This window comes from Dokdonia sp. Hel_I_53 (assembly GCF_007827465.1).
In the GTDB taxonomy this organism is placed as follows: Bacteria; Bacteroidota; Bacteroidia; order Flavobacteriales; family Flavobacteriaceae; genus Dokdonia.
The window spans coordinates 1,020,969-1,034,939 of the sequence record NZ_VISL01000001.1 but is presented as its reverse complement, the minus strand read 5'-3'; the positions used below and the strand labels follow the sequence as shown (position 1 = coordinate 1,034,939).

The window sequence follows — 13,971 nt, the reverse complement described above, 5'->3', positions numbered from 1 at the left end:
AGAGGATTGTCTTTCAAAATTTAAGTTCCCGCTTTCGCGAAAGCTTTATTTGCGTATGACACTTACCTTTCCATCTTCGGTAAGTTTTATAATTGCGCTAGGCTTAGAGGATTTTCTTTTTTGATCAATAGATACGATATAATCTACGCCGTCCTTAATTTCTTGTGAAATCTCACTGAATGACATAGGTGTAGGTTGCCCACTAACGTTTGCACTAGTAGAAACGATGGGTTTCCTAAATTTTTTCAATAAAAAATTGCAAAATTTATTACGACAAACACGAAATGCAGTACTATTATCTGGCGCAATAACATTTGTAGCGATGCGTATTGGGTCGTCATAGATTACTGTAGTCGGTTTATCAGCATATTTTAAGATGTCATATGCCACTTCAGGTATGTTTTCTATATATTGATTAAGCATTTTAAAATCACTTACAAGACAAATGAGGGACTGTGCTTCTGCACGTTTTTTTAATGCATATACTTTATCAATGGCATCAGGATTTGTTGCGTCACATCCTATACCCCAAACAGTGTCTGTAGGGTATAATATCAAACCTCCTCTTTTTAAAACAGCTAGTGCCTTGTCGTGATCTTCTTTCATAATGCTGCAAAAATAAATAGAAAAGTAGTGTTTACTCACGTTTTGACAATGTAATTGCAATCACAACGCTTTTCAGGATATTTAAATAGAAGATTCCAAAGAATTATTTATCAATATTCTTGTAGCTTTGCCATTGTGAAAACGGTATTTTCAAAAACATTTGCGGGAGATAAAACGGCTATTGAAAAGTGCATTATAAACTTTGATACTAGCGGCAAAAAGTTTGATGAACGCAAGCGTAACTCTCTTAAACTTTTTGATCTAGGGAACGTTACCATAAACGTAAAATCATTTAAAGTACCTAACCTTGTTAATCGTGTTGCTTATAAATCTTTTAGAGATTCAAAAGCACGCCGTTCTTTTGAATATGCCCATATTCTTTTAGAAAGAGGTGTTTTAACTCCACAACCTATAGCCTATTTTGAGGAGGAAGGCCTTCTCTTTGGGAAGAGTTACTATGTAAGTAATCACCTAAGTTATGATCTTACCTATAGAGATTTGTGTAAAGAATCACCCTATTTAGGTAATGAGAAGATTTTAAAAGCATTTACGGCCTTTACGTATGAATTACATCAAAAGGAAATTAACTTCCTTGATCATTCGTTAGGCAATACGCTTATTGTCATAAAGGATGAAGGCTATGATTTTTATTTGGTAGATTTAAATCGAATGAAATTTGGTCCAATGGACTTTAAAGCTCGCATGCGCAATTTTGCTAGATTATCACCTCGAGAAGAAGATATCATCATCATGGCTAGAGAGTATGCAGTATTAAGTGGTCATTCTTTTGATGAAGTGTTTGAGGCTATGTTTCAAGAAATAGCAGACTTCCAGGAAGCTTTCTACAAAAAGAAGCTTGTAAAGAAGCGACTTAAATTTTGGAAAAAGTAGATTTTTTACGCTTTCGCGAAAGCGAAATGGTGCTATTCACCTCTAAAACCCATAATATCCATTAATTAGTGATACCTTCGCCGGCTTAAAGGAGTGGCTACATATAGGTCATTTCACAAAACCTATTTATGTCATTTAAAAAATTAGGGCTATCTGATGCCCTGCTCAAAGCTGTGAGCGAAAAAGGCTATACAACGCCTTCACCTATTCAAGAAAAAGCAATACCACAAGTTTTAAAAGGAAGAGATGTACTAGCAAGTGCACAAACAGGAACTGGTAAAACCGCAGGTTTTACACTTCCCATGTTACAGATAATTACCGAAAATCCACATCGTGGTAAACGTAAAATAAGAGCATTAGTACTCACACCTACGCGTGAACTGGCCGCTCAAATTTATGATAATGTAAGAGAGTATAGTAAATACCTAGATGTGAAGTCTACGGTAATTTTTGGTGGAGTCAATCAAAATCCGCAGGTGCGTACCATACGTCAAGGAATTGATATTCTGGTTGCTACACCAGGTCGTTTACTCGATCTAGAAAATCAGGGACTTTTAAGTTTATCAAACATTGAGTTTTTAGTGCTTGATGAAGCAGATAGAATGCTTGATATGGGCTTTATTCATGATATCAAAAAAGTATTGAAACTTATTCCTGAAAAAAGACAGAATCTTTTATTTAGCGCAACATTTTCTAAAGAAATTAAATCTCTGGCAAATAACTTTTTAACCAATCCAATTTTGGTAGAAGCCACTCCAGAAAATACAACGGCAGAAAAAGTAGAGCAGAAAACATACAGAGTTGACAAGTCTCGTAAAACGGAATTGATTACCAAATTCATTAAGGATGGTAATTGGGATCAAGTTCTTGTTTTTACAAGAACTAAGCACGGTGCTAATAGATTAAGTCAAAAATTAGACAAAGCGGGCATAACCTCTGCTGCTATTCATGGAAACAAAACTCAGAATGCTAGAGTCAAAGCTTTAGACGGTTTTAAATCTGGCAAAATTAGAGTGCTTGTAGCTACAGATATTGCAGCAAGAGGCTTAGATATACCATTGCTTCCCCATGTAATAAATTATGAATTACCTAATGTACCAGAAGATTATGTGCATCGTATTGGTCGTACGGGTAGAGCAGGAGCCAGCGGTCAAGCAATTTCTCTGGTAGGCGTAGATGAAGTAGAATACGTAAGAGGCATAGAAAAGCTATTAGGCGAAAAATTACAAAGTGAAGTCGTTGAAGGTTTTCAACCTACAGATACTATAGAGCAATTAAAAAAAGAGGCTGCCGAAAATAAAGCTAGACATCAAAAGGGACGCCGTAACGCTAGAGGCGGTTCTCAAAAAAGTAATAGCAGACCTAGTTCTGGTGACAGAAAATCAAAAACTACCGCTAGTAGGAGAAGGCGTTAATTATTATTTTGCCAACCATATTTTATAAAAAGCCTCATTATTAATACTAATGAGGCTATTTGTTTTAGATAACTACCGTAAAATATAAGTGTTTTAATATACTGTAGAACAGTTAGTAACACAGGTTATCTTTCTAATTAATTCATCTTATTTTAATTTATTCTAAATAAACTTGTGCAAATTAAAAGTCAATAGTATTTTTGCCGTCGTAAACAAATTCACTATTTATATTAAGTCTAAATAAACATGAAAAACTTCTTACCAATAGCACTAGCCATTACGACCATCGCCTTCACATCTTGTGAGGATGACGATATTTTAATAATAGAGCCAGAAATCGAAGTAGTTGCACCAGCATCATACTCATTTGAAAGAAATGGAGAAAGCACCGTAAGCTTCTCAGGACAAACAACACGTATTGCCATGGCGCAAGAGATTGTGGGCGAAATGATTGATTTTGAAAATGCTTCAATAGCATCTTTATCAAATATGTTTGCAAACGAGAATACACCGTTTGAAAGTGATGATCTTAATGCATCAGATAAAAGTGTAAAAAGCAAAGTAGCTGCTTCTACAGATTACTTTTCTACAAATGCAGCTGCCTCAGCCCAAATTAGAGAGTATATAGAATCACACTTCACAACACAAATAAATGAAGTATTTCCAGCTCAAAATACACAAGCCTCTGTAGGTGTTGCGGGTCAAATAGCAGATGGCGAAAGTACGCGTTATGTAGCAGCAAATGGTTTAGAATATAATCAAGTAGTTGCAAAAAGTCTTATAGGTGCCTTAATGGTAGATCAGATGCTTAATAATTACCTAGGTACAAATGTATTAGATGCAGGTACTAACGTAGCAGATAATGATGCAGATGTACTTGTAGAGGATAAGGCATATACAGATATGGAGCATAAGTGGGATGAGGCTTTTGGATATCTCTTTGGTAACAGTGTAGATCCAGCAAATGCAAATGCTACCATAGGTACAGATGATTACTTTTTAAACAGATACTTGGGTCGTGTAGATGGAGATGAAGATTTTGCAGGTATCGCCCAAGATGTTTTTGATGCTTTTAAACTAGGTCGTGCAGCAATCGTTGCAAAGGACTACGAATTAAGAGATGAGCAAGCAGAGATCTTGAGAACAAAAATTTCTGAGGTTATTGGAGTAAGAGCAATTTATTACTTACAACAAGGTAAAAATGCAGTAGAGCAGGGTAATTATGGAACTGCATTCCATGACTTATCAGAAGGTTTTGGATTTGTATATAGTTTACAATTTACGCGTAACCCTGATACAGATGCACCTTACTTATCTAGAGAAGAAGTGCAAGAAATTGTAAGCCAACTTACAGCTGGTAACGGACTATGGGAAGTTACACCTGAAACACTAGATTCAATTTCAAATACAATAGCAGACCGTTTTGACTTCACACTAGAGCAGGCAGCTAGCTAATAGGAGATAACACCTACTAACAGGGAGCCCATTGGCTCCCTTTTGGTGGTAAAAAGAGGAATTAACTATGAAAAAGATTTTTGGAATTATAGCAATTGCTTTGTTCTTTTATGCATGTGGTAGTGATGACACAACCATTACAACAGACGATAGTGGATCAGATAACACAGGTAATTTTGATCGTAGCGCGATGCTTACTAACTGGGCAGACAATATCATTGTTCCAGGTTATGTAGACTTTAATGCAAAGGTAAATACGTTAGAAAGCGCAACAGCAGCATTTACTGCAGATGCGAGTGATCTTACCGCAGTACGTGCTGCATGGGTAGACGCTTACACCACATGGCAGCGAGTTTCTATGTTTGAAATAGGCCCAGCCGAAACGGTGAACCTACGTCTTAACGTAAATATTTACCCAGCAAATGTTACAACCATAGAGAATAACATTGATAACGGTTCTTATGATTTTGAACTTTCATCTAACCGCTCTGCTAAAGGTTTTCCTGCAATAGATTACTTATTATACGGTCTAGGAGCAGACGAGACGGCAATTCTCGCTGTTTATAACGGGACAGATGGAGCTGCTTACAAGCAGTATTTAAATGATGTTGTTGCAGATATGAAGCAACTTACAGCATCGGTTTTAAGCGAGTGGCAAGGTTCTTATAGAGCAACATTTATAGATAATGATGGAGCCTCTGCAACGGCATCTACAGATCGTTTAGTTAACGACTACATATTTTATTATGAGAAATTCTTACGTGCTGGTAAAATGGGAATTCCCGGAGGCGTATTTTCTGGTAACGTAGAGGTTGGAAACCTTGAAGCATTGTATGCAGGAGACCTTTCCAAAGAATTTTTCTTAGTAGGTCTAGATGCAACACAAGACTTCTTTAATGGTATAGCTTATAATACAAGCGCTCAGGGCGAAAGTTTATCATCTTACCTTGAGGAGCTTAATGCTATTAAAGACGGTGTTGATCTTAGTGACATTATAAACTCACAATTTGATGTAGCACGTACATCTGTGGCAGCACTTGGATCATTTGAAAGCGAACTCACAGAAAATTCCACAGTTTCATTTTTGGAGTCTTATAATGAAGTACAACGTCTAGTGCCTCTTCTCAAAGTAGATATGGTAAGCGCGATGAGTATTAGCATTGACTTTGCAGATGCAGACGGAGATTAGATCTTAGATGATACAGCAAGTCAAAAGATATTTAAATACACAAGGAGAGGCCGCACCACTAGCGGTCTTTCGTGTGTCTTTTGGTTTGCTCATGCTAGCCAGTCTTATCAGATTCTGGAGTTACGGGTGGATTGAAAAATTCTATATCTCGCCATCCTTCCATTTTACATTTTATGGTTTTGAGTGGGTGCGTCCTTTTGGGAATTACACCTATTTATTATTTGCAATATGTGCGTTCAGTACGATCATGATTACCCTAGGTTATAAATACCGTTTGGCAATCACTTTATTCTTTTTAAGCTTTACTTACATAGAGCTCATGGATAAAACCATGTATCTCAATCACTACTACTTCATCAGTATGCTTAGCTTCCTGATGATTTTTATACCTGCAGGTTCTTATTTTTCGATCGATGCGTTACAGCTTTCGCGAAAGCGTACCACTACACCTATTCAATTTGTACCTCGATGGACAATAGATAGTATAAAACTGCTTTTGGGTATTGTTTATGTGTATGCTGGTCTCGCAAAACTTAATAGCGACTGGCTTCTTGAGGCTATGCCGCTTAAAATTTGGTTACCTTCTAAGTTCGATATTCCTTTAATAGGCGATTTATTGGGTCAAGAATGGGTGCAACATGTTTTTAGTTGGTTTGGAGCGGGTTATGACTTATTTATTCCATTTTTACTGCTCTGGCGCAAGTCGAGACCTTTTGCTTTTATCATGGTTATTATTTTCCATGTGCTCACACGCGTATTATTTCCTATCGGGATGTTTCCGTATGTGATGATAGTGAGCGCGTTGATTTTCTTTGATGCAGGTTTTCATAAAAGGATTATTTACGCTTTCGCGAAAGCGGTAAAATATCCACAACAGTTATTAGAAACTACACAGCATTATACATTTAGAAATTCTAATCTAGCAAAGGTTTCAGTAATTATAGTAGCAATGTTTTTTGCTATCCAACTCCTCTTGCCATGGCGTTACCTAGCATATCCTGGAGAGTTATTCTGGACAGAAGAAGGTTACAGATTTTCATGGAGAGTGATGCTTATGGAGAAATCTGGCTATGCGCAATTTAAAATAGTAGACGGTGTAAGCGGAAAGCGATTCTATGCAGATAATACAGATTTCTTGACACCACTACAAGAAAAACAAATGAGTTTCCAGCCAGACTTTATTTTAGAATATGCTCACTATCTTCGCGACCATTTTGAGAGTCAAGGTCATCAAGAGGTAGAAGTCTATGTTGAATCTTACGTTGCTCTTAATGGTAGGTTGAGTACAACCTATATTGATCCAAAAGTGGATCTTGCGCAAATAGAAGATTCATTTGCGCATAAAAATTGGATTATACCATTTACAGATGAAATTAAAGGTTTATAATACGTTAATATTGGTTTTCTGTGCGCTTTCATTGAGTGCTCAATTTTCTTTTTCGGGAAAGGTAGCAGATACCGCTGGTGCTGGTATTCCAGAGGTTGAGGTCTATGTGCGGCAGGCAAATATGGTAACTACTACAGATGGTTCTGGAGCATTTACATTTGAGAATGTGCCTTCTGGAAACTATGCTGTTGTTATTTTTGGCTTTGCCTATGAGCTTGTAGAAGATCAAGTTTCTATTAACAATAATGTCACTAGAAATTATACCCTTCAAGAGCTTGGAGAATCACTTTCGGAAGTGGTGCTTACAAGCCGTCGCGAGAAGATTTTTGCATTACGCTCTCTTAAAAAAGTAGAGGGAACTGCAATTTATGCTGGTAAAAAGAGTGAAGTGGTGCTGGTGGACCAGCTTACGGCAAACCTTGCCGCAAATGCACCTAGACAAATTTATAGTCAGGTAGTAGGGCTAAATATTTACGAAAACGGAGATGCTGGATTGCAACTCAATATAGGTGGCCGTGGCCTAGACCCTAACCGCTCTGCCAATTTTAATATTAGACAGAATAACTATGATATAAGTGCAGATGTACTTGGCTATCCAGAGAGTTATTACACACCGCCGGCAGAGGCGCTTAAGGAAATACAAGTAGTACGTGGTGCTGCATCTTTACAGTACGGAACACAGTTTGGCGGATTGATAAATTTTAAATTTAAAGAGCCAGTAAAAGACAAGAATATTGAATTAATAACAAGGCAAACTGCGGGTTCTTATGGGCTGCTTACCTCCTTTAATAGTCTAAGCGGTACAGTGGGTAAATTCAGTTATTACACCTATTTTAATTACAAAGAAGGAGATGGCTGGAGACCTAACTCTCAGTTTAACAGCCGTAATTACTTTGCACACGCAGCATACCAGCTTAGTGAGAATACTAGAATAACCGGAGAATTGACTTTGTTTAATTATCTAGCCAAACAGGCTGGAGGTCTTACAGATGCTCAGTTTATAGAAAACCCAGACTTTAGTAATCGTAATCGTAACTGGTTTGATGTAGACTGGAAGGTATATTCTGTACGGCTTGATCACGCCTTTAGTAAGAAAACAGATTTTAGTTTAAATGTGTTTGGCTTAGACGCACAACGCAGTGCTGTTGGTTTTAGAACGAATAGAGTATCACAACCAGATGATCTGGAAGAACCTAGAGAGCTTCTTGTGGATAACTTTACAAACTGGGGAGCAGAGGCGCGCTTGCTCACGAGATATAAAATAGGAGAGAAGGATGCTGTTTTCTTGATAGGAAGTAAGTATTATGATGCAAGTAATAGTCAGCAGCAAGGACCTGGAACTACGGCAGACGATGCAGATTTTAGTTTTGCGACAGAGCAGTTTCCTAATTATGAACGCCAAGCTGAATTTGATTTTCCTAATAAAAATGTAGCGATTTTCGGAGAAAATATCTTTAACCTATCAGATAGGTTTACGGCTACGCCAGGCTTTAGATATGAGTATATAAAAACAGCGAGCGCTGGTTTTTACAAAGAGATATTGGTAGACCTAGCGGGTAATGTTCTACTAAGTGATGATATAGCAGACAATCGTGATTTTGAACGTAATTTCTTATTACTTGGTATTGGAACCACGTATGATCTATCTCCAGCCGTTGAATTGTATGGAAACCTTAGCCAGAATTATCGTTCTGTAACTTTTAACGATATACGAGTGGTCAATCCCTCATTTGTTGTGGATGAGAATATAAAGGATGAAGAAGGTTATACAATTGATCTAGGAGCTAGAGGTCGTATTGACAATAAATTTGCATATGATGTTAGTGCTTTTGGCGTGAAATATAATGATCGACTAGGTGAAGTACTTTTCGAGGATGTAGATGGAAGTATAAAAAGGCGTCGTGGTAACATTGGGGATGCTTTTATCTATGGTTTAGAAGTTTTTACTGATTGGAATATAAAAAACACATTTTTTGAAGACCAATCAAATTATAAACTCAAACTGTTTACTAATCTAGCGCTTACAAGCTCAGAATATTTAAATTCTGATGCAACTGGTGTAAAAGGTAAGGAAGTAGAGTTTATTCCAGATGTAAATTTCAAAACCGGAATTAATTTTGGTTATAAAAACTTAACTGCAAGTGCGCAATATACATACCTAACTGAGCAATTTACAGATGCATCAAATGCTCCTCAAGATGTGAATGATAATCAGCGAGGTATCGAGGGAACAATTCCTTCATACGGAGTACTAGATATTTCGGCAGCCTATACTTGGAAGCGTTTTAAGCTAGAGGCTGGAGTAAATAATGCTTTAGATGAGTCTTACTTTACAAGACGTGCAACAGGGTATCCTGGTCCAGGAATCATACCCGCAGAGCCAGTTACATTCTATACTACCCTCGAAATACGTTTGTAAATAAGGTTATAAACTATATGGGTTATCTGGCGGTTTTAAAACATACCTCAATTTCCCTATTATTTTAGAACCTTAAAAGAGCCTTATTGGCTTTCTGGTTGTACCTCTTATTGTTTTATATGTTAAAGAGCTTAGTTCTTAATTTTATGTGCAATAGAATAGATATTTAAGACGTATATTTGCACGCAATTAATTGTTAGCGTGGTTTACTTCCGCTTTCGCGAAAGCGTACTCAAGAAACCCACCCTCACTTCAAAAACAATAATTGCGATGACTGCACACGAAAACAAAATTCTAGGAGAAGGCCTTACATACGACGACGTATTATTAGTTCCAGCCTTTTCAGAAGTACTTCCTAGGGAAGTAAGTATCAAATCTAAATTTACTAGAAATATAACGCTCAATGTTCCTATTGTTTCAGCAGCTATGGATACTGTGACAGAAAGCCGTATGGCTATTGCAATTGCTCAAGAAGGAGGAATTGGTGTTTTGCATAAAAACATGACCATAGAGCAACAAGCCATGAAAGTTAGAAAAGTTAAGCGTGCAGAAAGTGGGATGATTATAGATCCCGTAACACTTCCGCTTAACTCACTGGTTCTAGATGCAAAAGCTGCTATGAAAGAGCACAGTATTGGAGGTATTCCTATAGTAGATGATGAGGGTAAATTATTGGGTATAATCACAAATAGAGATTTGCGTTTTGAGCGTAATAACGAACGTCCCGTAAGTGAGGTAATGACTTCAGAGAACCTAGTTACAGCCGCCGAAGGTACCTCTTTACAACAAGCTGAGGATATCCTACAAAATCATAAGATCGAAAAGTTACCCGTAGTAAAAGATGATAATACCTTAGTAGGGCTTATAACCTTTAGAGATATTACAAAACTTACACTTAAGCCTATATCTAATAAAGATCAATACGGTCGTTTGAGAGTAGCAGCAGCGATAGGTGTTACAGGAGATGCTGTAGAACGTGCAGGAGCCTTAGTAAACGCAGGAGTAGATGCCATTGTGATTGATACAGCCCACGGTCATACTAAAGGAGTGGTTTCGGTACTTAAAGCAGTAAAAGAGAAATATCCAAATTTAGACTGTGTAGTAGGAAATATTGCCACAGGAGCGGCCGCAAAATATCTAGTGGAAGCTGGTGCAGATGCTGTAAAAGTTGGTATAGGTCCAGGTTCAATTTGTACCACAAGAGTGGTTGCTGGTGTTGGATTCCCACAATTTTCGGCAGTTTTAGAATGTGCAGCAGCTATTAAAGGCTCAGGAGTGCCAGTTATTGCAGATGGAGGTATACGTTATACTGGGGATATCCCTAAAGCGATTGCCGCTGGAGCAGATTGTGTGATGCTGGGTTCATTGCTAGCTGGTACGCAAGAGTCTCCAGGTGAAACAATTATTTATGAAGGACGTAAGTTCAAGTCATATAGAGGAATGGGGTCTGTAGAAGCAATGAAGCAAGGGTCTAAAGATCGTTATTTCCAAGATGTAGAAGATGATATTAAGAAATTAGTTCCAGAAGGAATTGTAGGTCGTGTTCCATATAAAGGGGAACTTAACGAAAGCATCCACCAGTTTGTAGGAGGGTTAAGAGCAGGTATGGGTTACTGCGGCGCAGGAACTGTAAATGAACTTAAAGAAAACGGTCGCTTTGTAAAAATTACAGCGAGTGGTATCAATGAAAGTCATCCACATGATGTAACAATCACTAAAGAATCTCCTAATTATAGTAGATAAGATTAAATATATCTTATACTATAAATAATTTTTAGAAAGCGTTTATGCTCTAAAGACAATTTTACTCGATGGAAATCATAATTTATTGATAATCTAATCGTTAAGATATAGATTTTCACTTAATTTATATGCTTAAAACTAGATGATGATGCATATTAAATTAACACGCCCCTTATATTTACTTGTTACCATACTACTAATTGGATCCTGTGATCAAAAACCAGATGATACTTATGGAGAGGTAGTAATTGTGGATGATGTCAATGATACAGACGATAATGGCAACGCAGATGAAACTCCTGATGTCTCAAGTTTTACAGGTTATAATCAGCCTGTAGAAGATGTTAATGGATGGGAGTTAATTTTTGAGGATGAGTTTACTGCAAATCTTGATAATTGGACAATTTGGACTGGAGGTGCTTATAATAATGAGCTGCAACATTATCAGCCAGATAATCTGATTCTCAAAGAGGGAGTTTTGTTTATAAGAGAACAACGAGAATCCGTAACCGGAGCCACTACAAACGTTGACAGTACTCAGAAAAATTTTAATTTCACGAGTGGACGTATAGAATCAAATCAAAATTTTAGTGCTGGCAATACTTCTAATGCAACTAAATTGAGGTTTTCTGCTCGTATACTGCTACCAGAAGGTGAAGGATTATGGCCAGCATTTTGGTCATACGGAGATCCTTGGCCTACTCAAGGAGAATTCGACATATTAGAATTTAGAGGGAATAATACAACCTCATATGTGACAAACTTTTTCTACGGTACAACAGCTGGTGTTCCAAGTACAGATGCTGGTCAAACCTCATTTAATGTAAACCTTACTAGTAATATCACACAAAATTGGCATGTGTTTGAACTTATTTGGTCTGAAAATACATTAGAAATATTGTTTGATAATGAAGTTGTTCACAGCTTTACAGAAGCAAATTGGAATGTGATCAATGACATGTATACAAAATCACAAAGACTAGTACTAAACATGGCAGTAGGCGGAGATTTTTTTCAGCCTAATGTTGACCCTACAAGTATTCCTAATGAAGCGTTTACAGCTATTGATTGGGTACGTGTTTATAAACAATAATTCATAGTTTTTCTATTACCCGTCTATTAAGGTGTAAATTAATAGTCCATTTACTACTTTGCTCCTTAAATTCTTGTACTTTTACACCCCGTAAAACGAACTACATATTTACCTCAATGGCATCTACAAAATACATCTTCGTAACGGGCGGAGTTTCATCTTCACTAGGAAAAGGTATTATCGCAGCCTCACTAGCAAAATTGTTACAAGCTAGAGGATATCGTGTGACTATACAAAAACTTGATCCTTATATAAATATCGATCCAGGTACATTAAATCCTTACGAGCATGGAGAGTGTTACGTTACAGATGATGGTGCAGAGACAGATCTTGATTTGGGTCATTATGAGCGTTTTCTCAATGTAGCAACTTCACAAGCAAATAATGTTACAACAGGACGCATTTATCAAAGTGTAATTGATAAAGAGCGTAGGGGTGAATTTTTGGGTAAAACAGTACAGGTTATACCACACATCACTAATGAAATAAAAGAAAGAATCCAAATTTTAGGGAATAGCGGTGATTATGATATCGTTATAACAGAAATAGGTGGTACTGTAGGAGATATAGAATCTCTGCCATATATAGAGAGTATACGACAGCTCAAATGGGAGTTGGGGAAACAAAACTCACTGGTTATCCATCTTACGCTAGTACCATATTTAGCCGCAGCAGGAGAGTTAAAAACAAAACCTACCCAACACTCTGTAAAGACCTTAATGGAAAGTGGTATTCAAGCAGATATACTTGTATGCCGTACAGAACATGAGTTGAGTTATGAGTTAAGAGCAAAACTAGCTAGATTTTGTAATGTAGAGCAAGAGGCGGTCATTCAAAGCATTGATGCGAGTACAATTTATGATGTCCCGAATTTAATGTTAGAAGAAGGTTTAGATGGCATTACACTCTCAAAATTAAATCTACCCAATACATCTTCACCAGATCTATCTCAATGGAATGAGTTTGTTTCAAGACATAAAAATCCTAAGAGTGAAGTCACTATTGGCCTTATAGGTAAGTATGTAGAATTACAAGATTCGTACAAGTCAATTTTAGAAGCCTTTATTCATGCAGGGGCAGAAAATGAAGTAAAGGTTAATATAGAAAGCATACATAGTGAGCACATCACACCAGATGTGATTAAAAATAAAATTGCAAAACTTGACGGTGTTCTTGTTGCTCCAGGTTTTGGAGAGAGAGGCATTGAAGGTAAAATAAAAGCAGTACAGTATGCTCGTGAGCATAAAATTCCGTTTTTAGGAATATGTTTAGGGATGCAAATGGCCGTTATTGAATACAGTCGTAATGTATGTAACCTTAGTAAAGCAAATTCTGTAGAGATGGAACCTAACACCCCGCATCCTGTAATTAACTTGATGGAAGAGCAAAAGAGTGTGATTGATATGGGTGGCACAATGCGTCTAGGTGCTTGGGAATGTAAGCTTGAGGCAGATAGTATTGTACGTGATGTATATAAAAATGATCTTATTTTAGAAAGACATAGACATAGATATGAATTTAATGAGGCTTACCGTGAGCAACTTGAAGAAGCAGGCATGTTGATAACAGGTACAAATCCAGATACAGGTCTAGTTGAAATTATTGAACTTCCAGATCATCCATGGTTTGTAGGTGTACAGTATCACCCAGAATACAAGAGCACGGTATCAGAACCACATCCTTTGTTTGTAGCCTTTGTAAGGGCAGCGGTAAGTTATGTTCAAGATCGCTCAAATGCCACAATGACATAAAAGTAACTTTTGGAAGCACAAT

At 37.2% G+C, this 13,971-nt stretch carries 10 protein-coding genes; 9 read left to right on the top strand and 1 reads right to left on the bottom strand.

What is annotated here, in order from left to right; translation table 11 throughout:
- Positions 1-45: 45 nt before the first annotated feature.
- A complete protein-coding gene (locus tag OD90_RS04540; RefSeq protein WP_144667217.1) occupies positions 46-606 on the bottom strand; it encodes an L-threonylcarbamoyladenylate synthase in 561 nt (186 codons plus the stop codon).
- A gap of 135 nt (positions 607-741) precedes the next feature.
- Here OD90_RS04540 and OD90_RS04535 point away from each other — a divergent pair, with 135 nt between their 5' ends.
- The 9 genes from OD90_RS04535 to OD90_RS04495 all read left to right on the top strand — a co-directional run bounded on the left by OD90_RS04535 (position 742) and on the right by OD90_RS04495 (position 13,949).
- Positions 742-1,497 carry a lipopolysaccharide kinase InaA family protein gene (locus OD90_RS04535; protein WP_144667214.1) on the top strand — a complete coding sequence of 252 codons (756 nt, stop codon included), beginning with the start codon at positions 742-744 and terminating at the stop codon, positions 1,495-1,497.
- Positions 1,498-1,625: 128 nt separating this feature from the next.
- Positions 1,626-2,912: a DEAD/DEAH box helicase gene (locus tag OD90_RS04530; RefSeq protein ID WP_144667211.1), complete on the top strand. Its 1,287-nt coding sequence runs from the start codon at positions 1,626-1,628 to the stop codon at positions 2,910-2,912.
- Between the two features lie 246 nt (positions 2,913-3,158).
- Positions 3,159-4,367 carry a DUF4856 domain-containing protein gene (locus tag OD90_RS04525; RefSeq protein WP_144667208.1) on the top strand — a complete coding sequence of 403 codons (1,209 nt, stop codon included), beginning with the start codon at positions 3,159-3,161 and terminating at the stop codon, positions 4,365-4,367.
- 67 nt (positions 4,368-4,434) lie between these two features.
- Complete coding sequence (locus OD90_RS04520; RefSeq protein WP_144667205.1) at positions 4,435-5,556, top strand: imelysin family protein; 1,122 nt, start codon at positions 4,435-4,437, stop codon at positions 5,554-5,556.
- Positions 5,557-5,563: 7 nt separating this feature from the next.
- On the top strand, positions 5,564-6,943 hold the full coding sequence (locus OD90_RS04515) for an HTTM domain-containing protein (protein WP_144667202.1): 1,380 nt from the start codon (positions 5,564-5,566) through the stop codon (positions 6,941-6,943).
- Positions 6,924-9,362 (top strand): TonB-dependent receptor, encoded by a 2,439-nt coding sequence (locus OD90_RS04510; protein ID WP_186434711.1) that lies wholly within the window; start codon positions 6,924-6,926, stop codon positions 9,360-9,362. Before OD90_RS04515 ends, OD90_RS04510 begins: the two co-directional genes overlap by 20 nt.
- A 270-nt stretch (positions 9,363-9,632) precedes the next feature.
- Positions 9,633-11,105 carry an IMP dehydrogenase gene (gene guaB / locus OD90_RS04505; protein WP_144667199.1) on the top strand — a complete coding sequence of 491 codons (1,473 nt, stop codon included), beginning with the start codon at positions 9,633-9,635 and terminating at the stop codon, positions 11,103-11,105.
- A gap of 142 nt (positions 11,106-11,247) precedes the next feature.
- Positions 11,248-12,198: a family 16 glycosylhydrolase gene (locus tag OD90_RS04500; protein WP_144667196.1), complete on the top strand. Its 951-nt coding sequence runs from the start codon at positions 11,248-11,250 to the stop codon at positions 12,196-12,198.
- 116 nt (positions 12,199-12,314) lie between these two features.
- Entirely contained in the window at positions 12,315-13,949 is a 1,635-nt protein-coding gene (locus OD90_RS04495) for a CTP synthase (protein WP_144667193.1), read from the top strand.
- Positions 13,950-13,971 lie beyond the last annotated feature (22 nt).